The following is a 26,997-nucleotide window of genomic DNA, read 5'->3' on the forward strand; positions in this document are numbered from 1 at the left end:
TCACCTCGCTTGCTTACTTGTTTACTAATAATTGGGCGACCCGGTCGACTAAGGCCCGGGCAATCACCGTTTTACTGGTCTTGGGCGTCTGATCCGTCACGCCATCTGGCAGAATGAAGGTGACCTGATTGTCATCCCCATTAAACCCAATATCGCTACGGGAGACGTCGTTGGCGGCCAACAGGTCTAAGGACTTGCTGGCCAGTTTCTTTTGACCGTTAGCCAGTAAATTCTGCGTCTCCGCAGCAAAACCGACCGTGACCTGATGTGGCTGTTTAATGGCCGCAACTTGTTTCAAAATATCGGGTGTCTTTTTAAGTTTTAAAATAAATTCATCATTGTCAGTCGTCTTTTTAATTTTTTGATCAGCCGTCACTTCCGGTTGAAAATCAGCGACCGCGGCCGCCATCACAAGGGCGTCGGCCTGGGGAAAACGCGCCAACACGGCTTGTGACAGGTCGGTCGTACTTTGGATGGGCACGACCGTCACCCCGGCCGGTGCCGCCAGCTTCGTGGGTGCGGTGATCAACGTGACCTCGGCCCCGGCTTCACGAGCGGCGGTAGCGACCGCATAGCCCATTTTGCCAGAGGAGTCGTTGGTCAGGAAACGAACAGGGTCTAACCGTTCGCGGGTTCCACCAGCGGTCACGAGCACCCGTCGACCGGCCAGCGTCTGGGGCGTAAACACACCCAGCTGCTCCACCTGAGCAACGATATCGGCAGGCTCGGGAAAACGGCCCTGACCGGAATAGCCCTCCGCCAGTTTCCCTGTGGCTGGGGCCAGGACGTGCACCCCATCAGCAATTAGTTGCTGGCGATTCCGCTGCGTGGCGGGTGCCTGCCACATGTGGGTGTTCATGGCCGGCACAACGACCTTGGGAGCGGCGGTCGCCAGCCAGGTTGCACTGGCAGCATCGTCGGCCTGACCGTTGGCAAATTGGGCCATGAGGTTGGCGGACGCCGGCGCGGCAATCGCCAGGTCGGTCCAGTCGGCCAGCTCAACGTGGGCAATCTGCCCGTTGGCCTGCCACCAGGACTCGTCCGTAAGCACGGGCGCCTTGGTCAGGGCCGCAAAGGTCGCCGCCGTGACAAACTTGGCGGCCCCCGCTGTCAGAACAACGCGAACCGTGGCGCCGGCCCGTTGTAGGTCACGGGCTAGTAGTGCGGCCTTGTAGGCGGCCACACTGCCACCGACCGTTAACGTAATGTGTTTGTCTTCTAGCATTGCTTTCCCTCCAATTATATCATCTGGGTTGAACCACCGTCAGTGCCACAGGGATGGCAAAATTGAAACTAGTCGCTGGTTACCGTTCCCGACGGTGGGCTCAAGGTGCCCTGCTGTGGGGCCGGTTTCAGCCTGAGAAACGGGCTTCCACCTCGTCTTTGAGCCAAAAAGCGGTCTCAAAGGACGTCCCGTGGTCTAAACTGAGAAAATCACTCAGTTAAGGCCACCGACACAGCTGGTCACCTTGGCCCACCTCTGGTCACTGACATCAACTATCCATTTTACCAGACCGCTGTGTTTGACACTGGATTTAACCCTTGATCATCCGGTTCCGTTTACAACATCATATAGAATATGACGACGCGCTAACTTCCACTGAAGTGAACAATTTAATTTTAGCTAACCGAGCATACCTGCTCACAATTTCTCTAAACTGATAAAAAAGGCCAGATTACCCAACGGCAACCTGGTCTTTCCTGAACCGCCAAAGTTAGGCGTCCAGATCCTTTTCGTCCGGATCAATCATTAGGGCACCGGCAGCGATTTCTTCCAGTGCGCGACCAATCGTCTTGGGCGACTTGTAATCGGTCAAGAGTGGCTTAGCGCCGGCGTCCAACTCGTGGGCCCGCTTGCTAGCCAGCATAATCAAAGAATAACGTGAATCAACTTGTGCTAATAAATCATCAACTGAGGGATAGAGTAACATTTTTATTCGTCTCCAATCATTTGTTCGTAATCCGGCATAACCCGGGTTACCCGTAAACGTTCACTGCGGATGATCATTTGAATCCGGTCGACGGCTTGGCTGACTTCGTCGTTCACCACGGCGTAATCATAGTTGCGCATCATCCGAATTTCACCCACGGCCTTCTTGATTCGTTTGTTAATGACGTCCATGGCGTCAGTGCCCCGACCAATCAGGCGGTGCTTTAATTCCATCAAATCAGGTGGCGTCAGGAAAACGAAGACAGCGTCGGGACAATTGGCGCGAACCTGCATGGCCCCGTTGACTTCGATTTCCAAGAAGACGTCCTTACCCTCATCAAGGGTCTCATTAACATATTTTAACGGGGTACCGTAGTAGTTGTCAACATACTTGGCGTACTCCAGCATCTCACCGTTACGGATGTTTTCCTCAAATTCTTCCTTCGAGACGAAGTAATAGTCAACCCCATTCACTTCGCCTTCCCGCGGTTTCCGGGTGGTCATTGAAATGGAGTACGAAAAATCGGTCGCTCCCGTTTCAAATAGCGCCTTACGAACCGTTCCCTTACCAACTCCGGAAGGACCCGAGAGCACAATGAGCATTCCACGTTTAGCCATCGTTTAAAAATCCCTTCATCATAAAAAATTTAATTATGGGTTGGCTCCCCTAGTCAATGAATCAGTGGGAAGCCAACCGCTTATCGCCAGAATTGATTGGCTTGAACTATACAATCTATAGGATACTATATTACCACTATTCAGCAACAAATACTGCATATCCGGGCTATTTCTGAAAAAAAACTAGATTCTGTCGTGGTGAGCTAAGTTTAACTGAAAACGAACAGCGTGTGCTATACTGGAAAATCCGTCATCGAGGATAAAAATAAATCTTGTCGTTAAACCAAGACAGTTCGGCGCTTCAACCTGGTTAACCACCTTGACGAAAAAAGTTACGAACAAAAAGGCTTGCAATTCCAAACAAGTGTTCGTATAATAAAAATACAAACAAACGTTCGAGGTGATCAGCATGCAAAATTCAATCGCAAAACGCGTTACCCTGTCTGATCGGGTAACCACCCTATCACAGACCCTGTTCAGTCCCTTACCCGTCATTAATGGTCAAGCCGTTTACGCCCAAATGCCCGCCTTTCAACTAACTTTATTCCTACAGCAGGCTTTGGACCGCCATTACTTAGTCCGCCTGCAATTTAAAGCAGCACCTGAAACGGCGCCAGCCACTGTGATCGGTCAGTTAAAGAAGGACTTGGCTGGTCACCTCATTTTAAAGCAGAACACCCAGCTTACCACCATCGTGACCCCAGAACTCTTACGTTCGGTCCAACGCGTTAAATAAGCCAAACGGTCATGATAGTTTATCGCCTATCATGGCCGTTTTTTTTTACAATTTTTTAGCTTTTCCGCGTCCGGCGATACTGCCAAACACTGAGACTACCGCCAATCAACAGTAAGCCACCTAGGGCTGCGAAGATTGACTTGGCTTCATTGGTCCTAGGCAGGAGACCATTGGCTTGACCATGGTGCTTGGCAGACGAAGCCTGGTTGCCCGTGATGGTACCGGCGCCACCGCCATGATTATTAGATGACGACCCCCGTGGAACGGGTGTAGAACCCACTCTATCTCCGTGCCGACTGCTGGAGTCTACAGAATTAGAGCTAGACGTTGAAGTCGATGTCGACGTCCGGGTCGATGAGCTCGTTGACGTGCTGGAGCTGGACGATGATGAACTGCTTGAGCTTGAGCTCGAACTTGATGAATTGCTGGAGTTCGAGGAGTTACTGGAACTCGAGCCACCACTCCCGGTGTCTGTGCCTGGTGTAGGGATGCTACTCTCATCTGCCTGTGAGACCACTGCATTCGGCCCGTCATTGGGCGATGTCGATTCTTTATTATCACTAATTGTAAACGGAATCGGTGTTTGATCCAGCTTATAACCAGCAGGTGGTGTTTGCTCAATGAAATCGTAGCTGCCCTTGGCGATGGGACTGATGGTCAGTTGGCCATTCGCATCCGTTTTGTAGGTGAGGTTATTGACCGGATTGACTAGGTCATCTGCTTTATAGAGTTTATAAACAGCTCCGGCTAACACCTTTTTTGTTGTCTTCGCAGTCTTCGTCAGTGTCACTGTGTATGGAACATCCGACTGCGAGACCTCATGAACAAATGTCGTACCATCATCAATCTTAATCGTAAAGTACGAGTATGCCGTATCCCCTGTATTCAACTGATAGCCATCCGGTGCTTTCGTTTCTTTAAATCGATAATTTCCTACTTGAATGCTTGGAATGGAAATTTGACCATTATCATTGGTCGTATAATGTGTTACCTCATCCGTCCACGTTAAACCATCCGCATTTTGCCGTTGTAGCGTATAAACCGCTCCGGCTAACACCTTCGATTTATTTGTCTCATCCGTTTTAGTAAAGAGCACCTGGCCTAAGAATTTACTGCCATTCAAATATCCAGTTCCAGCAGCTCCCCAATGGGCATCTTTATGTGCATTACCTAATACAGAACCATCATCAGGATTACTACCCGCTCCAGGAACTGTACTGGCATCACCTGATTCGCCGTCTTCAGCAGCCAACTCGATATAGTTACTCAAATAACCACCAGATAATTTATCCGCAAGTATTTGAGAGGTATCAACATCCGTAACATAAGAGTAATTGATTTTTTTAGTTATATCCTGAAAAACAATCTTAACTTCTGAGCCACTATACGAAACCGTGTAGTCTTTGCCTTCCTGTAGCTTGACCTCAGGTTCTGTATCAGTTGCAGCTATGCTTGCCGAAAACGTTGTAGGATCAAACGTTAAATACTTACCCAGATGATCGGTTAGTGTTACTTTACCCATTTCTTTATTTTGCGAATTAAAATAACCATTCCAATTCGCAGTCTTGGGATAGGCCACGCCATCATGATCAACTGTTTCGCCAACTCCACCACCTTTAGCAATTACAGATGTTTCACCACCATCTCCTGATCCACTTGAAACGGAAGTACCCGTTACACCGACGACTAATTTTCCGGCTGTAAAAGTATTTACACCTTCGAGTGCGTTTGAAAAAAGCATCGTTCCATTCTCTTCTCCCGCTTCGCGGCTAAAGGTACCAATTTTATCCAAAACAGCAGCTGTTGGATCTTTAAACATGGGAAAACTATCTATCGCAGCTGGAATATTCTTTGGTAATGGCACGCTGACCGTATCTCCATCATGAATAGTCGTCCCATCGTCTACAGTATAATCATAAACAATATTATAATTATCCCCTGATTTAAACTCATAATTCATTGGATCATTAGTTGTAATTTTCTGTCCCAAAGTTCCGTCATTAAGATCCAGATAAATTGCTGATGGACTTGTCAGGTTATGAAAATGATTTGTAATATCATCAGCTTTCGCCACTTTCGTTCCATTCCAGCCAAATAGCGTTAAGCAAACAACTAACAACCCTAAACCCCAGAGTCCAATCTTTTTCCACATTAGAAACACACCCCATACCTTTGATTACTTGTTTTAAGTCAAGTATAACGCAATTTAACGAATAAACTCGTATTAAATATATGAAGTGTGTAAATAAGTTGCTGTGACAAATGACGCCCACACAGTTAGTTGCCTTTGCGCACAAAAATCCAGCGGTTACTGCTACCACCGCTGGATTCTAAAATTCACTCTATTTTTCGTTTAGTGCGTTCGCCGCCACTGTAAAGCACTCGTACCAACGCCTAACAGGACTAGCCCAACCATCAAAACCAAGACGCCTTTACCTTCATTGGTCTGTGGCAGAATATGGTTTTTAGGCTCCGCCGTTGCTGGTGCACTGGAGCCAGTTGTTGGGGTTGAAGAGGATTGACTCGATGTCGTCACGACAGTTGTCCCCCGACTAATCGACGAGCTTGGGCTGGAGATGCTCGACGAGGTGACCCGATCGGCACTCCCACCACTACTCAAATTACTGGAAGAACTGGAAACAGACGTCGATTCAGAGCTGGTACTCTTGTCACTAGACGGCTCTGAACTCGGTTGTGACTGAGACGAGCTCGAACTTGGTATCGTGTAAGTATTCGACGAGACACTGCTGGAACTCGAGCTCCCCGTGCTTGAATCACTTAATCCGGAACTACTCGTACTAGACGTAGCCGACGTGGCCGATCCTTGGCTGGAGTCCGTCGCACTGGAAACAGTCGTCTCACTGTTCTGGCTAGAACCGCCCGACACGGAAGAGCTTGCGCTACTAGTGCTCTCCGTCTCACTCGTCACCGACGAATCCTGACTGGAGGTACTTGAACTGACGCTAGAGGTGTTCGAACTAACACTAGTACTTGAACTTGGACTACTGCTAGACTCCGTGGCAAAGACATCGTCCTGCTTAACATTTACCACGTTATCTTGCTGCTCCGTGCCGCTAATGGTAAATAGCATTGGCGTGGCATCCGTCAGATAACCAGTTGGTGCCTGCTCTTCGATAAATTCATAGTTTCCTGGGGCCAGGCCCGTCACGGTCAACGTCCCGTCATCGCCGGTGGTGTACGCATCGGCGGAGACCGGTGCGCCAGTCTCGTGATCCTGCCAACCACTGCCGTACGCCAACGCATAAATCGCACCGGCTAACTTGTCCTGCGAACTTTTATCGAACTTGGTTAATTTGACCGCTCCCTGGCTATCCGCCTGGGTAACCGTCTGATGGGCATCCTTATTTGTCGCGCTAATCACAAATGGGACCGGCGTGGTATTTAGCTGATAACCACTTGGGGCCTGTGTTTCCACAAATTGATACGTGCCGGCGGCTAAACCGTAGTCGTTGATCACTCCATGGGAATCGGTGGTCATCTTCGTTTGTAGGTCTTCGTACATCCCCGTCGTTGGATTCAATTTTTGCAGGGTATATTCGGCGCCACCGAGGACCGTGTCTTGATCAGCGGCCGTCTTGGTCAGCGTGACACTGCCAATGTAGTCGCCGCCAATCGTGGCACTCCCGCCCCATTGCACGTTCTTGTGGGAATCGGCCGTCACCGACGGATTATCTGGATTCAACCCAGAACCCGAACCGGTGCCGGCACTACCGGTTTCGCCATCGGCCGCTTCCAGGTCAACGTTGTTGCTGAGGTAACCACTCGTTTGCCCGGTAAAGGCCGTCGTGTCCACCTTGGCATAGTAGGACAGTGAGATTTTCCCGGTCACATTCGTAAAGGTCATGGTCAGCTTCGAGCCGTCACTCACAACGGTCGGGGTGACCTTGTCACCGGTCGTTTCATCCGTCGCTGACACGGAACCGGCCACATAAGTCTGGTAAGCCCCCAACGTATCCGTCAGCGTGACGGTCCCCATGTTTTTGGCTGTTGGGTTAAACACGATTTGCCAAACGGCTTGCGTGGGGATACCGGCATCATTATAATCACTATCTTGAACCCAACCATTCTTCGCCACGACATAATCATCGCCGCCACCAATTGCAGCGCCACTAGTCCCGGTGACGTTAAAGGTCAGCGTTCCTTGGTGATAGGTGTTGGCATTGGCTAAGGCGTTGTTAAACGTAATCGTTGCCGTATGCCCCTTGTCAGCGGGAAGTAGAAAATCCCCGACCTTGGTCGCCGTTTGATCCCCGGTCGTCACGTCAAATTTAACGTAACCATGACTGGCAGAATCCGGTAACGTGACTGTCGCCGTATCGCCATCACTAATGGCCGTGTTGTCGGCGACCTTCCACGTGTACGACAGCCGATAATTTTGCCCCGACTTGAGCGGTGCAGTCGGATCGGTCACCGGTGTGTACGTGTTATCCCCAGTTTCTTCTTCCACTTTGCTGGGCACACGCAATCCCTGAACATTGTTATCAATGCTACTGGCCTGAGCACCACTCTGAAATCCTAGTAAAATCAGTAGCGTGACCATCAAGCTTAACCCAATTAATCCAATACGCTTACCCATGTTCCACACCTCGTTCAATTTGTTACTTCATTGACTTCAGTATACCGCAAAGTCGGCAATAGATTAAGGGCAGACTCATATACACCTGAAACTAACAGCCAAATAAAAGGCGCCAACTCACCCGTTTAACTAACACGGAGAGCTGACGCAATTTTTAAATAATTAATCTGAGACGACTGCTTAAAATTTCTAATTAGTCGACGTACAACTATCTTTAGCAACTGTGCGCAGGTCAACAGCCGTCAATTGGACCTACATAACTCAAGGCCTACGCCTTCTTTGACCGTTTCGCCTTCACTTCATCAGCCAAGCCTAATAACTCATTGGCATGCTCCATCGCCAGCTTCGTAACCTGGGTTCCGGCAGACATCCGGGCAATTTCGCTGATTCGGTCGTGTTCACTCAACCGGGTCAGTTGCGTTTCGGTCCGGTTGCCCTTGATTTCCTTAGCAATAAAGTAATGGTGATCCGCCATGGCCGCCACTTGCGGCAAATGCGTGATACATAGGACTTGAGAGGCCTGGGCAATGCCACTGATTTTCTCGGCAATGGCTTGCGCTACCCGGCCGCTGACCCCGGTATCCACTTCGTCGAAGATAATCGAGGTGATTCCCTGTGACTCGGAGAAAATCGTCTTCAATGCCAACATGATCCGCGAGAGTTCCCCACCAGAAGCAATTTTGGCCAATGGCCGCATGGCTTCGCCAGGATTGGTCCGCAAATAAAACTCCACGTGATCCAGTCCGGTGCTGAGAATCGGTTGGGTCTTGGACCGCGTAAAGTGCACGGCAAAGACCGTCTTATCCATATATAAATCGGCGAGTTCACCGTGAATGGCTGTTTCCAGCTTGTCAGCGGACTGTTTACGCGCCTTGCTGAGTTGTTCTCCCAGCTTCAGCAGCGTCGTCCGTTGAGTCGCAACCTGTGACTCGAGGTCATCGGCCGTTTCATCGGTGGCCTGCATTTGCTTGAGTTCCGCCGCAATCTTATCAAAATATTTCAAGACCTGGGCTTCGGAATCGCCGTACTTACGCTTCAACTGATTGATGACGTCTAACCGCCGTTCAATCTCGTCGAGCCGGCCTTCATCCCACTCCAACAAATCCAATTGAGAAGAGACATCCCCGACCGCATCGCTTAAGGCGTAGTAGGCCGTTTCCAGACTACTAGCAATCTGCTTAAAGGCCGGATCAAAATCAGCGATACCCTGCATGGCTTGCATGGCGCCACTGATTTGATCATTAGCCCCGGGAGCGGTGTCTTCACCCGTCAAGGTTATCTGCACCAACTGTAAGGCATCGTTGATCTTCTGGAAATTATCCAGTCGTTCCCGTTCAGCCACCAAACTTTCTTCCTCACCTGGTTGGAGCTGGGCCGATTCAATTTCGTTGACCTGAAATTTCAGCATATCTAAGTGCTGGGCCCACTCTTTTTCGTTGGCCCGTTTATTTTCTAAGGTTGCCTGTAATTGGGTATATTGCTGATACACGGCCTGGTAGCGCTGTCGCAATTTTGCGACCGTACCGCCAGCAAACTCATCGAGCATCCCCAGGTGTTTTTCTGGTTGCATGAGTTCCTGGTGTTCGTTTTGCCCGTGAATATCAACGGCGGTTTCGCCAATGCGCTTCAACGTGTTGGTATTCACCAGCATGCCATTGACCCGACAGGTGTTGCGACCATTTTGATGGATCTCACGCTGGAGAATCACGCTTCCATCATCATGGTCGATGCCCAATTCATCTAGGACTTGATAGGTCGTCCCACCCGTGGGAAAGATAAAGCTCCCTTGAATGATGGCCTTATCCGTTCCCGTACGCACAAAATTGGCCGATCCACGACCCCCAGCCAGTAGACCGACTGCGTCAATAATGATTGATTTCCCGGCCCCGGTTTCCCCGGTCAGCACGGTCATCCCATTCTTAAAGGCGACGTCCAGTCGATCGATAATGGCAAAGTTTTTAATTGACAGCTCTTGTAACACGTTGTGACCCCCTAAATAAAAGACCACCGCTGTGCATCAGCTCTTGCTGGTCGTCAGTCGTGGTCCGGTCGTTTCTAATCCGCAATCATGCGGTCAATCGTCTTTTCTAATTGTAAGGCACCCTGATGGGAAACACAAACGGTCAAGACGGAACTATCATCGCCCACCGTCCCAAAAATAAAGTCATAACGCATTTGATCCAGTAATGACGCAACTACTGGACCGTTGCCTGGCAGAACCTTCAAAATGGTGAATTGGTCCTGAACCGCAAAAGATATGTAGGCGTTTTGTAACGTCCGCTGTAACTTTTTCTGCGTATCAATTTTCTTTTGGACGGGTAGACTGTAGCGGTAGCCACCAGACTCAGCTGGCAGCTTAACCAGCTGCATCTCCTTGATATCCCGTGAAATGGTCGCTTGCGTCACGTGAATCCCGTCCTCATCTAATAGCCGAACGAAATCCTCTTGCCGTTCAATTTCTCGTGATGTCAGTAATCGTTTGAGTAATTGCTGGCGTTCCTGCTTCTTCATACCTAGCCCCCCTTATGTGATAAAAATGCATAATCTTATCATATACCAGACCTAAGTATTTGGAAAGTAAATTCTCATAAATTTCTCATAATCTATTGTTGTAGGCTCTTATAAGCGGCATCGATCGTTTGTTCAACCGATACATTACTTGCACAGACTGCATTTTTATCAACTGACTGTAAGTGAACCAGGAATTCAATATTCCCTTCGCCACCCCGAATCGGTGAAAAATCTAAGCCCAACACACTGTAACCCGTGGCAACTGCAAAATCAATAATCATTTGCACCACGCGGGTATGGACGGCGCGGTCACGCACAATCCCATGACTGCCGACATCGTCGCGATCCGCTTCAAATTGCGGTTTGATCAGGGCAACCACGTCGCCATCTGTCGCCAGAATCCCCTTCAGCGGCGGCAAAATCATCTTCAAGGAGATGAAGGAGACGTCGATGGAGGCAAAGGTGGGTTGACCTTTGGTGAAGTCACTTAACTTACTGTAGCGGAAGTTGGTGTGCTCCATCACGATTACGCGTGGGTCTTGCCGGAGCTTCCAAACCAGCTGATTACTCCCAACGTCCAGCGCATAGCTTAACTGCGCCCCGTTCTGAAGCATGACATCCGTGAATCCACCCGTCGAGGAGCCGATATCCAAGACGATGCGGTCGGTCACGTCGATATCAAAACTCGTTAAAGCCTTGGCTAACTTGAAACCGCCCCGTGACACGTAGGGTAAGGGATGGCCCTTCAAATGCAGTTCGGTGTCTGCTGGAATCATGGATCCCGGCTTATCCAACCGTTCCTCATTTTTTCCTAAGATTTCTCCGGCCATGACGGCACGTTTGGCGTCATCTAAAGATGTATAAAGTCCCTGTTCAACTAATAAGTCGGCAACTCGTTTCTTTTTCATGCATTCACCCGTTTCGTATCAAAGTAACTAAAGAACGCCGCGAGAAGCGTTGTATCTACACTAGCTGGCGCCTTGGCTAAGGCCGCCTGACCGCTCTGAATCGTCGCAATCAGCGCCTGGTTAGCGCCCGCCAGGCCCAGTTTACCCGGATAGGTATTCTTGGCCTCCCCGGCATCCTTTTGCGTGGCCTTCCCCAATTCTGCGGGCGTGCTGACCACGTCTAAGATATCATCGTAAATCTGAAAGGCCAGTCCAAAGGCGTCGGCAAATTCCAGATACGGTGCCCACTGTGCTTCTGGTGTCTCACTCAGAATCAGTCCGGCTTGAACGGCATAGTGCAGGAGCGCCCCGGTTTTTTCCCGGTGTAAGACGCGTAGCTTAGCCATCGGCAGGTCCACGTGTTCATTCTGCACATCCTTGGCCTGCCCAGCGACCATGCCCTGTGGCCCAGCCGCAACGGCGAGAGCCTGGGTCAGTGCCACCTGCGTTGTTGCCGGCAAGGCCGTCGCCGTCAGCCACTGAAAGGCCAACGTCAGCAGGCCATCACCGGCCAACGTCGCCATGCCAGCGCCAAACTTCATGTGATTGGTGGGTTCTCCCCGCCGCAAGGCATCATTATCCATTGCTGGCAGATCATCATGAATCAGGGAATAGGTGTGGAGTAGTTCCAACGCCATGACTGGCCGCCAATCACGCTGGTCGTCAAAGGACCGCCCCAGCGTCTGCAAGGTCGCCACCGTTAATAATGGCCGTAAGCGTTTGCCCCCGGCTAAAACGGAATAACTCATGGCTTCAGCCAACCGAGCATCCCCACTATCCGTGGCAATAGCTGCCTTTAACGGCGCATTTAAGCGCGGTACCCAGGTCGTTTCAAACTGCTGGAGCTGGTCATCAATCGGCATCACCGTTGCCCCCTTGTGGCGTTTCAAAGGCGACTTCCTGATCAGAATCATTCATCATGGTCGTCAACGTCTTTTCAGCGTCCTGGAGGGTCGATTGCAGACTCTTGCTCAGCGCGACACCCTTTTGAAACTGGTCCAGGGCTTGTTCCAACGGAATGTCTCCCTGTTCCAGTTGGGAAACGATGGTTTCTAAGGTCGTTAAATTCTCTTCAAATGTTGGTTGCTTTTCATCACTCATGTTTGTCCTCCGATGTTGGTGTAATCGTCTTAATATCGGCTTCAGCCGTGCCATCACTCAGATGGATCGTTGCTGGGGCGACTTTTAAATCATTCACGCTACGAACCACGTGATCGTTTTGGGTCACGTAACTATAGCCCCGTCCCATAATCTTAAGTGGGCTTAAATAATCCAGTCCATTGATTAATTGGGCCACTTGTTTCTGTTGATTGGTTAAATATCGCTTGGCTTCCGTGTTCAACCGAGCCGACGTTTGGCTCACCAGGAGCTGGTCGCGATGAACCCGTTCCAGCGGTGACTGCCCAAGTAGGCCTTGTTGGGCCAATGCAAAGCGCTGTTGCCGTTGCCGGACCTGCGTTTGCATGTTACGCGTCAGCGCCTGTTGCGCCCGGTCTAAGCGCTCCACGTAGGTCTCGTACAACCGTTGGGGCTGCCGGAACACGTAGGCGGTCATTAGTTTATTCAAACGTTCTTGTTGGAAGTTAATCCGGTTACTCATGGCATTCAGTAACCGCGTCCGTTGTTGGCTCAGCTTGAGCAATTCATCACTCAGCACGGGAACGGCCAATTCGGCGGCAGCCGTAGGCGTTGCGGCCCGTACATCGGCCACCAAATCAGCAATCGTGGTATCCGTTTCGTGCCCGACCGAAGAAATAATCGGCAATTGACTGGCCGCAATGGCCCGCGCCACGATTTCTTCGTTAAACGGCCACAGGTCTTCAATCGACCCACCACCCCGACCAATAATCAGGGTATCAAATGAACCATTGGCGTTGGCCCGTTGAATCTGCCGCACGATGTCGGCCGCGGCTGCATCCCCCTGCACAACTGCCGGGAAAAGCACAATCTGTGCAATGGGAAAGCGCCGCCGGGTCGTGGTAATAATATCCCGAATCACGGCCCCACTGGGACTGGTCACGACCGCAATTCGTTTGGGAAAGCGCGGTAATGGCCGCTTGGGCGCGGTAAATAGGCCCTCATCAGCCAGTTTTTGCTTCAGCTGTTCATAGGCCTGATACAGCTGGCCAACGCCATCCGGCTCCATACGTTCCACGTAGATTTGATAGTTCCCCGTGGGCTCGTACAGAGAAATACGGCCCGTCACCAGGACCTTCATCCCGGTTTCCGGGGTGAATTTCAGCTTTTCAAAGGCTGATTTAAACATAATGGCGCTAATTTTGGCGTGATCATCCTTCAAGCTAAAATACTGGTGGGCGTGCGGCCGGAGCCGAAAGTTAGAGATTTCACCCGTCAGATATACCTTGCCTAGGTAGGGATCGACGTCAAATTTTCGTTTTAAATACTGGGTCAGCGCCGTGACCGTTAAATAATCAGTTTGTGCCAAGTTCCTCACTCCACTCGCAAAGGTCAACTGTCTGTTGCATTAGTGTGGCAATCGTCATGGGACCAACGCCCCCCGGAACGGGCGTAATGGCACCGGCCCGCTTAACGACACCGTCAAAATCCACGTCTCCGGTCAATTTACCGTTTTCATCCCGGTCCATCCCCACGTCAATGACGATGGCGCCCGGCTTCACGTCGGTTTCCTTGATCAAATGTGTTACCCCAGTCGCCACGACCAGCACGTCGGCCGTTCGGGTCAATTCACTGAGGTCTTTGGTGTACACATGGGCGATGCTGACCGTCATATCGGCGTTCAACAGCATGGAAGCCATTGGGCGACCCACAATCATACTGCGGCCAACGACGACCGCGTGTTTGCCCCGCAGATGAACGGGAAGTGACGCCAGCATGGTCATGATGCCCCGGGGCGTGCAGGAAACGGGATGGTGTCCCGGTAAGTTGGCAAATAAGCGACCGACGTTTAAGGGATGGAACCCGTCCACGTCCTTTGCCGGATCAATCTGAGCGACCACGGCTTGTTCGTCCAGGCCCTCTGGTAACGGCGATTGCACCAAGATCCCATGGATTGCTGGGTCTGCATTGTAGTCCTCAACAACTTGTAAAAGTTCTGTTTGTGAAATGGTTGCGGGAAGCTGCCGAACCACGGAATTAATGCCGAGTTGGCCGGCCTTCTTGTGCTTGTTGCGCACGTAAATGGCGCTGGCGGGGTCTTCACCCACAATAATCACTGCAAGGCCTGGAACGACACCGCGTTGGGCGAGCGTTACCACCCGGTCCTTGGTGTGCGCGTTGAGGTCTTTCGCCAGTTGTTTGCCGTCGATAATGGTCGTCATGAAGTTATTCCTCCCGTAAATTTCAAGTTAACTACCATTTTAGCATAGTTGGCCTGAAAACGGGACTGCATCGCGGCGCAAAATGACCCGGTCACAATCTGTTAAACAAATTGATTGCTGAAGACTTAATTAGTCCCGCACGCTACCAAATTTTCACCCGACACCCCCGTGCGCCGTGACCACGCGTCGTGCACGGCGAGGGTGTTCGTTCGCGACAGGTGTTTGTCACCCACTGCCGTTTCACCGCGACGCACTGATCCCATTCAGCGCAACAAAAAAGACCGACCGCTAAAAGTTAGCAGTCAGTCGATTTGTGACTAAGATTGTGAATCCAACGGTTCATCTAACGTATGTGCAAGCACACCGTTGATGAATCGCCGAGAACGGTCGTCGCTGAAGTTCTTGGCTAATTCCAAGGCTTCGTTGACAGCCACTCGGTCAGGCACTTCTTCCACGTAGTCAATTTCATAAAAGGCGATCCGCATGATTACCAAATCAGTTTTGGCAATCCGCTTGAGCTGCCAGCCAGTGCTCAGGTACTGGTCGATCTTCGCATCCAAATCAGCTTGGTTTGCTAAGACGCCAGTAACGAGCTTCTGGAGGTAGTCAGGCACGGGAACGGTTTGGTCCGGGTCATCCGTCAAGACACGTTGGTACAACGCATCATGATCGGCATCGGGATTGGCGTTCAAGGCAAAAAGCATTTGAAACGCGCGTTCCCGAATTTGATGTCGTGTAAGTGTCACTATTGGTCACTATCTCCTTCATCGCTCTGGTTAAACAGGTTATCAGGGTCGACCTGTTGCGCCGTCTTTTCGGGAATGACGCCTTCCACGTGAACGTTAACTTCACGCAAGTCGAGGTCCGTCATGAACAACAATTGTTGCTTCACGTTATCTTGAATGGCCAAGGCAACCTTAGGCACCGCTACCCCGTAATCCAAGTAAACGTAAACGTCAACCGCTAATTCGTCGCCATCAAAGACCAGCTTAACGCCCTTCCCATGTTGTTCTTTACGACCCAACAGTTCGGTGACGCTATTTGCTAAAGAACCCCGCATCCGTGCGACGCCTTCGGTTTGACTAGCCGCAATGCCGACGATAATTTCGAGGACTTGCGGTGCCACTTCGATCTTACCCAAAGCGGGTTCCTTTGATTCTAAAATGATATTAGTATCTTCCGCCATTCGTTGACCCTCCCTTACTGATTAAACGTGTGTGAAAACTTAGGCACGGGAAATGTACGTACCGTCAGTTGAGTTGATGGAGAGCTTGTCGCCTTCGTTAACGAAGAATGGCACTTGAACGACTAAGCCAGTGTTCATGGTAGCAGGCTTGGAACCACCAGAAGCGGTGTTCCCCTTGATACCAGGTTCCGTAGCAACAACTTCCAAGACAACCGTGTTTGGTACTTCGATACCGAGAACTTCGGAACCGTATTGAACCAAGTCAACGTTCATGTTTTCTTGTAAGTATGGGAGTTGGGCCTTGATTTGGTCATCTGGCACTTCGATTTGTTCGAAGTTGTCGGTGTCCATGAAGACCCGGTTACTACCATCTTCGTACAGGTATTGCATCGAACGCGTTTGGATGTCAGCACGTTCCATCTTAGCACCGGCACGGAAAGTCTTTTCTTGAACGGCACCCGTCCGTAAGTTCTTAAGCTTTGAACGAACGAAAGCGCCACCCTTACCAGGCTTAACGTGTTGGAACTCAATGATGCGCCAGATTGCGTGATCGACTTCGATCGTTAAACCGTTTTTAAAATCAGCAGTAGAAATTGCCATAATGTGTCAGCCTCCTAAAATATGTCCTCTTTATAATATCAATTCTTACCCATAAAAAGCAAGATAGGTGAGTCACTTACAGAATAATTAAATTTCTCGGCACGGTTGTCAGGGTCTCGTGACCCGTTGCCGTCACCAATAAATCGTCTTCAATGCGAATGCCACCCTGACCGGCAAAGTAAACGCCGGGTTCCACGGTGATGACCTCGTTTGGGGCCATCACGTCGGGCCAGCCCCGACCAATGTTCGGACCCTCGTGGATATCCAAGCCAATGCCATGACCCGTGCCGTGAATGAAGGCTGCGCCGTACCCCTGATCGGTCAAATACTGCCGACCAATGATATCCAGCTCATCCCCCGTGACGCCGGGTTTAACCGCTGCCATAATCTTTTCCTGTGCGGTCTGCACAGCGTGATAGGCTGCCGTCAAAGCGGTCCCGGGATTTCCCAGTGCCACCGTCCGCGTCACATCAGAGGTGTAGCCATCCACGTAAAAGCCACAATCAATCGTGACCAGTTCACCACTGGCCAATTGCTTGTCGCTCGCCTGACCATGCGGCCAAGCTGAACGCGCCCCACTAGCAACGATAGTCCCAAAGCTGGGACCCGTTGCACCGTGGTCTTGCATCCACCGTTCGAGCCACTGGGCCGCTTGCCGTTCCGTCATGCCGGGTTTCAACACCTCCAGCAAGGCGAGGACGCCCTCACTGGTCAATGCCGTTGCCCGTTTCAAGGCGGTCAATTCGGCCGGTTCCTTGATTTGGCGGAGCGCATCGATGACCCCAGCAAGGGGCACGATGTCGGTCATTAAATGCTCATCTAACCATTCAAACTCGGCTAAGGTTAAACTATCCTCAATCCCCAGTACCGTTGCACCAGCGGCCTCTAACGCGTCATCAGCGGCTTGCAAGTAGTCACGGGTGATTGTTTTTGGGACGTTGGGCATGGTCGCCGCTAATTCAGACTGGTAACGCGCGTCCGTGATAAACACGGCGTCGTGTTCCATGACTAGCAGGTACCCGTCGCCGGGCTCCACACTGGTCCCGACTAAGTAGCGTTGATTACTGGGTGATGAGACCAAAAAGCTATCGATACTTAACGTGGCAAATTTGGCCTGTAACCGTTCGATTCTAGTTGTCATGACCCTAGCCTCCTTGATGTTTGGCAGAAAAAAGAAGAACTCAAAGCGAATTGGTCTCGCCTCAAGCTCTTCAGTCGTTACGAGGAAAACCTCGTGTTATTTAGCTGCTTCTTCTGCAACTGGGTATACGGATACTTGACGCTTGTCGCGGCCAAGACGTTCGAATTTAACGACGCCAGCAACCTTGGCAAACAAAGTATCGTCACCACCGCGGCCTACGTTCAAGCCTGGGTAGATGTGCGTCCCACGTTGGCGGTAAAGGATAGAACCACCGGTAACAGTAGAACCGTCAGCAGCCTTCGTCCCAAGACGACGACCAGCAGAGTCACGACCGTTAGCAGTAGACCCACCACCTTTATGGTGAGAGAAGAATTGTAAGTTCATGTTCATCAGCATAAGTTTCACCTCCGCAATTTAGTCTTTGGTTTCAGCGAATTGAATATAATCCGCGTAATTTGTGGCGACATCTCTTAACCCATCCGCAAAACTCTGGAGGAGTGTTTGTCCCTTTAATTCGGCCGTTGCTTCCAGCTTTGGTGGAAGGTGGACTTCCAGATAGCCACCCTCCTGATCACGATTCTCAACCTCTATTGGAATCTCAGCGATTCGTTGTAGAGCATTGACCGTCGTAATCGCAAGCACCGATACCGCAGCACAAACAATGTCTTGACCATACTCACCTGAGTCAGCGTGGCCAGTGATTTGGAATGAATCGATTCGGTTGGTTCCATGATGGAACGTCGCGTGAATCATCGAGATCGCCTCTCTTTAATCTTTAGGCTTAAGCGTTGATAGCATCAACGACAACCTTGGTGTATGGTTGACGGTGACCCTTCTTCGTATGAGTACCCTTTTTGGCCTTATACTTGAAAGTAACAACCTTCTTTTCCAGACCCTGCTTTTCAACAGTTCCAGTAACGGTTGCACCTGCAACAGTTGGCGTCCCGATCTTAGGCTTGTCACCACCGACAAAGACAACTTGGTCAAAAGTAACCTTTTCACCAGCTTCAACATTCAACTTTTCGACGTAAACAGCTTGGCCTGCTTCGACCTTGTACTGCTTGCCGCCAGTTACGATAATTGCGTACATGTGTGTGCACCTCCTTATATATTTAGACTTAGACTCGCCGAAAACAAGTGCTCCGCAAGGCGGAAAACTTAATGACTCGTCCCGAGCGGTTGCAGCTGTGGAAGTCCACAAATACAACATGAAAATTATACTTGATAGGATTTCCTACGTCAAGCTTTTTCTGCACCAATCGGCAAGTCAATCCCGACCGGCGCGAACCAGGCCGCGACTGGCGTGACTTCTGGCTTTAATAATTGGCAAAAAGATTGTGCCAAAAATTCTGACCGGTAACGGCGATTGTCGTTTAACCAATGGTGTACCAACCCGGTAAACGCGGTCGCTAAAAAGGCCGTCTGCACATCCAATGGCGGTTGTTCCCCATCGGGGGTTGGTAGGTGTTGGGCGTAAGCGGTCATTTCCCGCTCAAACCGCTGAAGTAGTCGGGGTTGAAACTGGGTGAATTGGGGGTGCAACAAGACCAGTAGGATTTGATGATGCTGATCAACGTACCGCAAGGCCGGGCCCAACGCAAAGCCACGGGTCGGTTCACCCTGTGGCGTCAGGGTCGTCTTAGCAGCCGCAAACCATTCATCAATGACCTGCTGCTCAGTCTGTTCTAGGAAGTCCACCTTGTCCTTATAATGCAGGTAAAAGGTCCCGCGGGTGATCTGGGCCGTCTGGGTCAACTTCTGTACGGAAATCTGCTTCAATGAGTTTTGTTGGAGTAGCGTACTCAATGCTTGGCGCAGCCGGTCATTCGTCCGGACAACGCGTGGGTCTGTCTGACTGATAATGTCTCGCTCCCTTCACTTCTAGAAAAAGCTAGTCCGACTACGAACTAGCTTTTCATTTACCATTCTATTCTTAAACAGCGTTCATTGGGTTAGGCGTGTTGGTCCGTTCCCGGCGGCGGGCTCAAAGCGCCCTGCTGTGGGGCCGGTTCCAGCCAAAGTACGGGCTTCCACCTCAACTTTGAGCCAAAGAACGGTCTCAAAGGTTGTCCCATGGGCTAAGCTGAGAAAAATCACTCAGCTAAGGCCATCGACACAGCTGGTCACTTTGGCCCGCCTCTGGTCACTAACATTTGCCTAACCCATTCACTAATTTAGTGTAATTTTCACGTTAAGCTTATTGGCCGCTAATTATACACAACCAAGTTGACCGTAGTATGTAGCCAACACACTCCGTCACCCACGCCAACAACTAACGGTTGTGGGTGCGGGTCAAACCAGTGTCAGCCGCAGGGCTGGTGAAAATGGGCTCAGCCGTGGGAGTTCCCTTAGCGGGTCCCCCGCTTAGGTAACTGCTATCTTCGAGACGTGAACTTCGGCTCAAAGTAAGTCCGAAGACCGCCTCTCAGGCTCCAGACGTGCGCCCACAGCGTCACGGCCCATTTTCACCAGCCCGGAGGCGCAGGACAACGACTGTCTCAGAACCAAGCCCAAAACCGTTAGTAATTGTTGGCTTGGCGGTCGAGATTGACTTGGCGCTTGGCCTCGTACGCGGCCTGAATCTGGTCCTGACTAAACCCAAAATCCACGAATCCCCACTTCAAGAACAGCCGCCAAGCATGGCGGAAGTCCTCTTGCCGGTGGGCAAAGTGACTGTTGAACAGCATCCGTTTCAGGATCAAGTATTGTTGGTCCAAATCCTTAGCTGGCCGACTGGTTTCGAGGGTCGTCAGGTCTTCTTCCGTCAACATGATCAGGTGCGTCCAGGTCTTCTTGGCCGCAACCAGGAAGAAAAAGTCCATGGCGTCCGTATACTCCGTCAACAGGGTCTCTTCCGGCGTTTGACCGGCATCGGCCTTGCCACGGTGAGTCTTCCAGACCTTAAACCATTCCGACGTGTTGGCCACTTCGGCCAGTTCCACGTCGAGGGCCACGTAGGCGTTTTCAATCTGTGACTTGCGGGTCATTTCAATGTCTCGGTCCCGGGTAATTTGCTCATCCAGGGCGATGGATTGTTGCACTAATTTTGCTAACTCTAACACGTTGGGAATCCTCCTAACCGAAGATCAAGGGGTCAGACGAAATTTCCAGGTCCGTCAGGTTTTCCAGGTACCAGTCGCGCATGAATGGGTACTTTAAGAGAACGTCGAACCAAGAAATCTTCTGGTCATCATCGTGGACCGTCAAGACCCACTCTGGTTGCCCTTCCAATTGGTTGTTAAAGATATCGACGACAACACCGTGTTCCAGCGCAATTTCAGCCCCATTGCCGTTGACGCCGTTGGTTAACATGTAGTCTTCCTTGGCAGCCATCACAAACAAACGGTCCACCACGCCGGCTGGCAAGTCCGTTGACCGCACCGCATAGTTTTGACGATTGGCGGCATCTAAAATATTGAAGTCCACGGAATAACCGTAGTCTTCCTTCAGATAACGGGCAAAATCCACTAAGATTTGAACGGACGTCTTTACCGTTTCGGCAGGGACCGTTTCGTGCAGGTCAATGATAAAAAGCTGCGTCAGCGCATGACTGTTGAAGCGGAACATTTTGCGTTCCAGGTTCAGGTAGAACAAGGATTGGCCGGTTGCCCGTTCGCGGTAGTAAACCCCACCGTTTTCAGACGTTTCCACGCGGAAGTTAAACGTTCCCCGGTCACCCAGCGGTGTTAACTGTTGGGTTAACTCTTCGTGGTGGTCGCGAGATTGTAAGATGACGTTCTTTCCTTGATCGTGCAGTTCCAGCATCCGGGACATGAATAACAGGTAATAGTCGGCGTTGCTGTACTGGTGTGGGAAGGTCACGTAGTCAGAATCCAACGTAAAGTCGGCCAGTTCCGTGGCGGCAGAAACCAATTCATCGGGATCTGTCGTCTTGATCAGTTGGTCCATCAATTTGGTGAACCGCAAGCCCGTTTCCAAGCCATCCTTAATTGCCTCGTTATAGTTGAGTAACCGGCCACTGGTGGTCAATGTCGATGGGTCATTTTCATTAATCATCAACTGTCACCTCGCCCTCACTCTTGCCTAACAGGCTGTTCAAGTAGTCCGCATATAGACTCGCATTGTGGGCTTCGAAGTGTTCAAAGTCATCAAAGGCGTCGCGAATACTTTGCTTTTCATAGTTTAAAATCGTATCTTCCTTAGACAAAACGAGGATGCGATCATCATTTTCCTTGATTGTCTTGTGGGCGTTCAGGGCTTTTTCGTCCTCGTCCGCTAACTTGGTCAATTGGTCAATGATGCCCTGACGTTCGTCTTTGAGCTTACCGGAATCCCATGGCATACTGCTCTTGCCACTGTTCTCCTTCAGCTGTTCACGCAGCTCAGCCTTCTGGTTGTCCCGGGTGGTTTGGGCATCCACTAATTTCTGGAGTTGTTCACTTTGACCAGAAATGGATTCAATCTGAGCGGTATTGAGCCGTTGACCGTGGGCTTCCAAGGCGAATGAATCCTTGAGCTTTTGGTATTCCTTTTCGTCAAACTCAAATTTCACGTTAATGACATCTAAGTCGCCGAACAGACGCCGATCCCACCAGTTCCCAAAGTAAATGTGGAACAGGCCAGTCGTGTATTCTTCGTAGTAAAAGAATGGGTAGATGTGCCCCAAGTAATCGATCAGGTTGTCACTTAGGTAGTGGCTGATCTGGGGATGAATATTGTCGACCAATTCTGCCAGATGGTTCACTGCCCGAGTCGAACGGGTCTTCTTCACTTCTTGATAGTAACGCACTTGGTCCAGCAATTCGTAAACCTGACGATCATCGCCGTGTTGAACTGCGGCTTGCAAGGTGCTTAAGTATTCGAGCTTGTTGGCGATTGCCTGTGTTAAGGCATCGGCGGCACTAGCTTGTTGTTCTTGATTTTCCATGGATTATCCCTCATTATTCTGATGTTCCCTAGCGCTTGCCGTGAACATTTGGTTATACGTTCATGTTACCAAAAATCGGCAGAGAAAAAAGCAGTTTGCCTGAAGTTTTATGGGAAAATCATTAATTTTTTCTCGACCGTTAAAAATTTACTCTGTCACCACGAAAAAAGATCCGAGACAATCGTCCCGAATCTTTAGGTGATTTGAATTTTAAAATTAAGTCTCACTGACGACCACACCATCTTTAAGAGACAGTGCGTACGGAAGACTTTTATCAGCTAACGTGCCTGTCATAACAGGAGCAAGCTAACTATTTTTTCTCGTACAGTCACCTGACCTGACACGCACCAGCAACTAAAAACTGTCACTATTGGGTTAAAACCGTGTCAGCCGCAGGGCTGGGAAAATTGGGCCGGTCGTGGGAGTGACCAGAGGCGCGCCAAGGTGCCCAGCTGTGTCGATGGACTTGGCTGGGGTTCTGTCCCAGCCTAGTTCCATGGGACAACCTTTGAGACCGCTCTTCGGCTCAAAGTTGAAGTGGAAGCCCGCCCTTCGGCTGGAACCGGCCCCACAGCAGGGAACCTTGAGCGCGCCGCCGGGAACGGACACAACCAGGCCCGGTTTTCACCAGCCCGGAGGTGCAATGACCATCAGTTTAACCCGTTTAGTACAGTTCCAGGTACTGATCGCGTTCCCATTCGGAAACTTGCGTCCGGTAAGAGTTGTACTCCAGGTTCTTGGCTTCGATGAAGCTCTGGTACAGGTGGTTGCCCATCGCACCGCGCATCACATCGTCGGCAGCCAAGTCCTTCAACGCGTTGTGTAACGTGTCAGGCAGGTTCGTGATATGGTTTTCTTGACGTTCTTCAGCGTCCATCCGGTAAATGTTCCGGTCGATGGCTTCACGTGGCGCCAGTTGGTTACGCAGCCCATCCAGGCCGGCTTCCAAGACGGCAGCGATGGCCAAGTATGGGTTAGCTGCGGGGTCAACACTCCGTAATTCCAAACGAGTAGACAAGCCACGGGAGTTTGGTACTCGGATCAGTGGTGACCGGTTTGAACCGGACCAAGCCACGTAAACAGGTGCTTCGTAGCCAGGTACTAACCGCTTGTAACTGTTGACGATTGGGTTGCAGATGGCGGTATAGCTCCGCGCATGCTTCAGCAAGCCACCCAAGAAGTGGAAGGCGTCTTCGGACAATTCCATCTTGCCGTCCTTGTCGTAGAAGGCGTTCCCCTTGTCATGGAACAGGGACATGTTCAAATGCATCCCGGACCCGTTGATGCCGGCCAATGGCTTTGGCATGAACGTGGCGTACAGGCCGTACTTCCGGGCGATGGTCTTAACCACCAGCTTAAACGTTTGGATGTTGTCGGCCGCCGTTAAGGCATCGGCATACTTAAAGTCAATTTCGTGTTGGCCAGGAGCGACTTCATGGTGCGCCGCTTCAACGTCAAAGCCCATTTCTTCCAGGGTCAAAACGATTTCACGCCGACAATTTTCACCCAAGTCCATTGGGGCCATGTCAAAGTAGCTCCCCTTGTCGTTCAACTCGGTCGTTGGCTTGCCGTTTTCATCCATCTTGAACAGGAAGAATTCGGGTTCTGGCCCAATGTTAAAGTCGGTGAAACCGGCCTTGCGCATGTCATCAAGCACACGAATCAAGTTGTTCCGAGGGTCGCCTTCAAATGGCTTGCCATCGGTCGTGTAGACTTCACAGATGACCCGGGCAATCTTGCCTCGTTCCGTGCTCCATGGGAAGATCATCCACGTAGAAAGGTCGGGGTACAGGTACATGTCACTTTCTTCGATTCGGACGAACCCATCGATTGAGGAGCCGTCAAACATTAATTTGTTGTCGAGCAACTTACCGAGTTGGCTGATGGGCACCTCAACGTTCTTGATTGTCCCAAATAAATCGGTGAACATTAACCGTAAGAACTTAACGTTTTCGTCCTTGGCCATCTGACGAATATCATCTTTGGTGAATTCCGGCTTTGCCATTAAAAATCGCTCCTTGCTGTTTTTTTGAAATTTCTTACCGTGATTGGGTCTAAAGGGGTCGCTGTTGCGGCATCCCCGGTGTTGGATGACCCAGGCCGCCCTGCCGAATGAATTCGTCCTGCAAAATGCGCCGCACGTCTTCGTCCGTTAAGGGCTGCCGTTGGGCTGCTTCCTTCGCTTGGGCCGCCTGTTGTTGTTGATCATAAATGGCTTTGATGCCCGCCACATTGACCCCTTCAGCTAGGTAGTCTTTGATTTCCAGCAATCGGTCGACGTCATTTAACGAATACATCCGCCGATTACCCTCATTACGTTCGGGAAAGACCAACTCTTGGGCCTCATAGTAGCGAATCTGGCGGGCCGTCAAGCTCGTTAACTTCATCACCGTCCCGATTGGCAGGACTGCCAACGATCGACGTAACTCTTTTTCCTTCATCACTACTGGCCCCCTTTAACTATGATGCCATCATACCACGATGAAAGCGCTAGTCAAGGATTCATGTTAGAAAACATGACACGAAGCCTAAAAATCATTAATTCTTTAATTAATCGTAAGAACTAAGCCTTCAGCCAATCAGTTACTTGGGTCATGATTTGTTCATAAGCTTCTGGATGTTGGACCAAGTCATACCAGGTCGCCGTGGTCTGGTTCCGAAACCAGGTCAGTTGGCGTTTGGCATAGTGGCGGGAATCCTGTTTGATCAGATCCACGGCCGCTGGTAAACGTTTAGGTTGATCTAAGACCGGCAACAATTCGCGGTAACCAATACCCGTGGCGGCCGGTAGATCCGTGCCACCCTGTGCCGCCAGCCACCGGACCTCATCCAATAGGCCATCGGTCATCATCAGGTCGACTCGTTGATTGATGCGGTCATACAGCAGGTTTCGGTCGGTATTTAACGCCAAATACAGTTCATCGTACTGGGGTCCCCCATTATTCTGGTGGGAGAAGAGCTGCCCCGTGACTTGAATGACCTCCAGCGCCCGCACCGTGCGTCGAACGTTGGTCGGGGGGATCTTCCCGGCCGCAACCGGGTCCAGGCCGTTAAGCCGCTGCCAGAGCGCCTGAGCCCCATTGGCCTGAGCTTCTGCCCGCAGGCTTTCGCGAATTGCCGGATCACCCGGAGCATCGGCGCCCAATTTCAAGCCGTCAAACAGAGCCTGCAAATAAAACCCGGTCCCACCCGCAATGATGGGCAGATGGCCACGGTCGGTAATCTCTTGAATCAGTTGCTGGGCGGCCGTCACGAACTGGGCGACCGTGAATTGTTGGTCCACATCGCGGACATCAATCAAATGATGCGTCGCCGCGGCCTGTTCCGCCGGGGTTGCCTTGGCCGTCCCAATGTCCAGGTGCCGGTACACCTGCATGGAATCACCGGAAATAATTTCGCCATTCAATTGTTGGGCTAGTTGAATCGCCAGTGAGGTCTTCCCCACCGCGGTCGGGCCCACAACTGCTAAAACCTTAGTCATCTCGTTTACCTCCCTGCATCTTCGTTCGTAACGCCACAGCCCGCGCTGGGTAATCCGTGATTAGTCCAGCAAAATGGTGCCGCAAACAGTAGGCCATGTCGGCGGGACTGTTAACGGTCCACGGCCGCAACTGCACGTGGGGTAAAAAGAACCGGTGCGCCTTGACCCAGCGAATATCCGGGTGTAAGCCGCCAACCAGGTGCTGCCGCTGCATGCGTTTCGCCTGACGTCCGGCCGTCTTAAAGAGCTTGGCGTACTCTGCCTGCGGATACAGGCTGCGCAGTGTCACGATTGACTGCGCGCGAAAACTCGAGAAGACCAAGCGAAATGGCACGGGTTGCTGCGTAAAGTAATCCGCCAGCGCCTGTTCGATGCCGTCATAATGAATTTTATTCGTCTTCAACTCAAGGTTAAACACCCCGGTAAAGTGGTCTTTAATCAATAACTGAATGACCTCATCTAACGTTGGCACCTTGGTTCCAGCGAATTCACTGCCAAAGTGACTACCGGCGTCCAGTTGCTTGATTTCCGCCAGGCTGTGGTCTTGTACCAAGCCGGTGCCGTTAGTGGTCCGGTCAACCTTTTCATCGTGCATAATAATTAATTGGTGGTCGCTAGAAAATTGCACGTCGGTCTCAATGCCATCCGCCCCAGCATCCAACGCCGCTTGAAATGCCAGCAGTGTGTTCTCGGGCCGGGTCCCCTTGCTACCCCGGTGTGCGATGATTTGTGTGGGTTGTCTCTTAAACACGCATTCCCATTCCCTTCACGTTAATTCTATTAGTAAGGGTACCACAGAACCCCGGCGTTTCGTCCTAAATTGTTACGTTTTAACCATTGGAAATGAGACTGATGTGATTGCCGTTCCCGGCGGCGGATTCAAGGTGCCCTGCTGTGGGGAACGGTTCCAGCCTGTGGAACGGGCTTCCACCTCGACTTTGAGCCTGAGAAACGGTCTCAAAGGTCGTCCCGTGTTCTAGGTTGGGCAAGCCCTCCCCAACCAAGAACACCGACACAGCCGGGCACCTTGATCCGCCTCTAGTCACTCACATTGTCGGTCTCA

At 51.0% G+C, this 26,997-nt stretch carries 28 protein-coding genes and 1 other annotated feature; of the genes, 1 reads left to right on the top strand and 27 read right to left on the bottom strand.

Annotated features, from left to right (window positions below; genetic code table 11):
* Nucleotides 1-13: 13 nt before the first annotated feature.
* The 3 genes from coaBC to gmk all read right to left on the bottom strand — a co-directional run bounded on the left by coaBC (nucleotide 14) and on the right by gmk (nucleotide 2,548).
* Entirely contained in the window at nucleotides 14-1,225 is a 1,212-nt protein-coding gene (coaBC, locus tag ACEPST_RS13455) for a bifunctional phosphopantothenoylcysteine decarboxylase/phosphopantothenate--cysteine ligase CoaBC (protein ID WP_204120818.1), read from the bottom strand.
* A 490-nt stretch (nucleotides 1,226-1,715) separates the two neighbouring features.
* Nucleotides 1,716-1,931: a DNA-directed RNA polymerase subunit omega gene (gene rpoZ, locus ACEPST_RS13460; RefSeq protein ID WP_061776946.1), complete on the bottom strand. Its 216-nt coding sequence runs from the start codon at nucleotides 1,929-1,931 to the stop codon at nucleotides 1,716-1,718.
* Nucleotides 1,932-1,933: 2 nt separating this feature from the next.
* On the bottom strand, nucleotides 1,934-2,548 hold the full coding sequence (gene gmk / locus ACEPST_RS13465) for a guanylate kinase (protein ID WP_125765947.1): 615 nt from the start codon (nucleotides 2,546-2,548) through the stop codon (nucleotides 1,934-1,936).
* Between the two features lie 409 nt (nucleotides 2,549-2,957).
* Here gmk and ACEPST_RS13470 point away from each other — a divergent pair, with 409 nt between their 5' ends.
* Nucleotides 2,958-3,284 (top strand): hypothetical protein, encoded by a 327-nt coding sequence (locus ACEPST_RS13470; RefSeq protein ID WP_204120819.1) that lies wholly within the window; start codon nucleotides 2,958-2,960, stop codon nucleotides 3,282-3,284.
* 55 nt (nucleotides 3,285-3,339) lie between these two features.
* Here ACEPST_RS13470 and ACEPST_RS13475 read toward each other — a convergent pair whose 3' ends face one another.
* The 24 genes from ACEPST_RS13475 to ACEPST_RS13590 form a co-directional block, all read right to left on the bottom strand.
* The gene (locus ACEPST_RS13475) at nucleotides 3,340-5,436 is read right to left on the bottom strand and encodes an MSCRAMM family protein (protein ID WP_204120820.1); all 2,097 of its coding nucleotides are present in this window, start codon (nucleotides 5,434-5,436) and stop codon (nucleotides 3,340-3,342) included.
* 201 nt (nucleotides 5,437-5,637) lie between these two features.
* Nucleotides 5,638-7,881 carry a SpaA isopeptide-forming pilin-related protein gene (locus ACEPST_RS13480; RefSeq protein ID WP_204120821.1) on the bottom strand — a complete coding sequence of 748 codons (2,244 nt, stop codon included), beginning with the start codon at nucleotides 7,879-7,881 and terminating at the stop codon, nucleotides 5,638-5,640.
* A gap of 268 nt (nucleotides 7,882-8,149) precedes the next feature.
* On the bottom strand, nucleotides 8,150-9,862 hold the full coding sequence (gene recN / locus ACEPST_RS13485) for a DNA repair protein RecN (protein ID WP_204120822.1): 1,713 nt from the start codon (nucleotides 9,860-9,862) through the stop codon (nucleotides 8,150-8,152).
* 74 nt (nucleotides 9,863-9,936) lie between these two features.
* A complete protein-coding gene (locus tag ACEPST_RS13490) occupies nucleotides 9,937-10,392 on the bottom strand; it encodes an arginine repressor (protein WP_125765952.1) in 456 nt (151 codons plus the stop codon).
* 92 nt (nucleotides 10,393-10,484) lie between these two features.
* Complete coding sequence (locus ACEPST_RS13495) at nucleotides 10,485-11,300, bottom strand: TlyA family RNA methyltransferase (RefSeq protein WP_204120823.1); 816 nt, start codon at nucleotides 11,298-11,300, stop codon at nucleotides 10,485-10,487.
* Entirely contained in the window at nucleotides 11,297-12,202 is a 906-nt protein-coding gene (locus ACEPST_RS13500; RefSeq protein WP_204120824.1) for a polyprenyl synthetase family protein, read from the bottom strand. Before ACEPST_RS13500 ends, ACEPST_RS13495 begins: the two co-directional genes overlap by 4 nt.
* Entirely contained in the window at nucleotides 12,192-12,440 is a 249-nt protein-coding gene (locus ACEPST_RS13505) for an exodeoxyribonuclease VII small subunit (protein ID WP_125582865.1), read from the bottom strand. Before ACEPST_RS13505 ends, ACEPST_RS13500 begins: the two co-directional genes overlap by 11 nt.
* Nucleotides 12,433-13,785: an exodeoxyribonuclease VII large subunit gene (xseA, locus tag ACEPST_RS13510; protein WP_204120825.1), complete on the bottom strand. Its 1,353-nt coding sequence runs from the start codon at nucleotides 13,783-13,785 to the stop codon at nucleotides 12,433-12,435. The genes ACEPST_RS13505 and xseA overlap by 8 nt, the downstream gene beginning before the upstream one ends.
* Nucleotides 13,772-14,638, bottom strand: a complete 867-nt coding sequence (locus tag ACEPST_RS13515; protein WP_204120826.1) for a bifunctional 5,10-methylenetetrahydrofolate dehydrogenase/5,10-methenyltetrahydrofolate cyclohydrolase — start codon at nucleotides 14,636-14,638, stop codon at nucleotides 13,772-13,774. The genes xseA and ACEPST_RS13515 overlap by 14 nt, the downstream gene beginning before the upstream one ends.
* Before the next feature lie 317 nt (nucleotides 14,639-14,955).
* Complete coding sequence (gene nusB, locus ACEPST_RS13520; RefSeq protein WP_203645215.1) at nucleotides 14,956-15,384, bottom strand: transcription antitermination factor NusB; 429 nt, start codon at nucleotides 15,382-15,384, stop codon at nucleotides 14,956-14,958.
* Nucleotides 15,384-15,824 (bottom strand): Asp23/Gls24 family envelope stress response protein, encoded by a 441-nt coding sequence (locus tag ACEPST_RS13525; protein ID WP_125582857.1) that lies wholly within the window; start codon nucleotides 15,822-15,824, stop codon nucleotides 15,384-15,386. Before ACEPST_RS13525 ends, nusB begins: the two co-directional genes overlap by 1 nt.
* Before the next feature lie 39 nt (nucleotides 15,825-15,863).
* A complete protein-coding gene (gene efp, locus ACEPST_RS13530; protein WP_203645216.1) occupies nucleotides 15,864-16,424 on the bottom strand; it encodes an elongation factor P in 561 nt (186 codons plus the stop codon).
* A 76-nt stretch (nucleotides 16,425-16,500) separates the two neighbouring features.
* Complete coding sequence (locus tag ACEPST_RS13535) at nucleotides 16,501-17,565, bottom strand: M24 family metallopeptidase (RefSeq protein ID WP_204120827.1); 1,065 nt, start codon at nucleotides 17,563-17,565, stop codon at nucleotides 16,501-16,503.
* A 96-nt stretch (nucleotides 17,566-17,661) separates the two neighbouring features.
* On the bottom strand, nucleotides 17,662-17,955 hold the full coding sequence (rpmA, locus tag ACEPST_RS13540) for a 50S ribosomal protein L27 (RefSeq protein WP_269801535.1): 294 nt from the start codon (nucleotides 17,953-17,955) through the stop codon (nucleotides 17,662-17,664).
* A gap of 24 nt (nucleotides 17,956-17,979) precedes the next feature.
* Nucleotides 17,980-18,318, bottom strand: coding sequence for a ribosomal-processing cysteine protease Prp (locus tag ACEPST_RS13545; RefSeq protein WP_125582851.1), 339 nt, complete (start codon nucleotides 18,316-18,318; stop codon nucleotides 17,980-17,982).
* Between the two features lie 28 nt (nucleotides 18,319-18,346).
* Nucleotides 18,347-18,655, bottom strand: coding sequence for a 50S ribosomal protein L21 (gene rplU, locus ACEPST_RS13550; RefSeq protein ID WP_203641321.1), 309 nt, complete (start codon nucleotides 18,653-18,655; stop codon nucleotides 18,347-18,349).
* 20 nt (nucleotides 18,656-18,675) lie between these two features.
* Nucleotides 18,676-18,756, bottom strand: a sequence feature (ribosomal protein L21 leader region).
* Between the two features lie 48 nt (nucleotides 18,757-18,804).
* A complete protein-coding gene (locus ACEPST_RS13555) occupies nucleotides 18,805-19,371 on the bottom strand; it encodes a TetR/AcrR family transcriptional regulator (RefSeq protein ID WP_203645224.1) in 567 nt (188 codons plus the stop codon).
* 713 nt (nucleotides 19,372-20,084) lie between these two features.
* Nucleotides 20,085-20,627, bottom strand: a complete 543-nt coding sequence (locus ACEPST_RS13560) for a dUTPase (RefSeq protein ID WP_203645226.1) — start codon at nucleotides 20,625-20,627, stop codon at nucleotides 20,085-20,087.
* A 13-nt stretch (nucleotides 20,628-20,640) separates the two neighbouring features.
* On the bottom strand, nucleotides 20,641-21,582 hold the full coding sequence (locus tag ACEPST_RS13565; RefSeq protein WP_203638744.1) for a hypothetical protein: 942 nt from the start codon (nucleotides 21,580-21,582) through the stop codon (nucleotides 20,641-20,643).
* Entirely contained in the window at nucleotides 21,575-22,453 is an 879-nt protein-coding gene (locus ACEPST_RS13570; protein ID WP_203645228.1) for an exonuclease SbcC, read from the bottom strand. The genes ACEPST_RS13565 and ACEPST_RS13570 overlap by 8 nt, the downstream gene beginning before the upstream one ends.
* A 664-nt stretch (nucleotides 22,454-23,117) precedes the next feature.
* Nucleotides 23,118-24,458: a type I glutamate--ammonia ligase gene (glnA, locus tag ACEPST_RS13575; RefSeq protein ID WP_203645237.1), complete on the bottom strand. Its 1,341-nt coding sequence runs from the start codon at nucleotides 24,456-24,458 to the stop codon at nucleotides 23,118-23,120.
* 49 nt (nucleotides 24,459-24,507) lie between these two features.
* Nucleotides 24,508-24,894, bottom strand: a complete 387-nt coding sequence (locus ACEPST_RS13580) for a MerR family transcriptional regulator (RefSeq protein WP_125765966.1) — start codon at nucleotides 24,892-24,894, stop codon at nucleotides 24,508-24,510.
* A gap of 122 nt (nucleotides 24,895-25,016) precedes the next feature.
* On the bottom strand, nucleotides 25,017-25,934 hold the full coding sequence (miaA, locus tag ACEPST_RS13585; protein ID WP_204120828.1) for a tRNA (adenosine(37)-N6)-dimethylallyltransferase MiaA: 918 nt from the start codon (nucleotides 25,932-25,934) through the stop codon (nucleotides 25,017-25,019).
* Complete coding sequence (locus ACEPST_RS13590; protein WP_204120829.1) at nucleotides 25,927-26,685, bottom strand: glycerophosphodiester phosphodiesterase; 759 nt, start codon at nucleotides 26,683-26,685, stop codon at nucleotides 25,927-25,929. The genes miaA and ACEPST_RS13590 overlap by 8 nt, the downstream gene beginning before the upstream one ends.
* Between the last annotated feature and the right edge of the window lie 312 nt (nucleotides 26,686-26,997).

Source organism: Levilactobacillus sp. FUA 3915, assembly GCF_044053135.1.
Lineage (GTDB): Bacteria > Bacillota > Bacilli > Lactobacillales > Lactobacillaceae > Levilactobacillus > Levilactobacillus lanxiensis.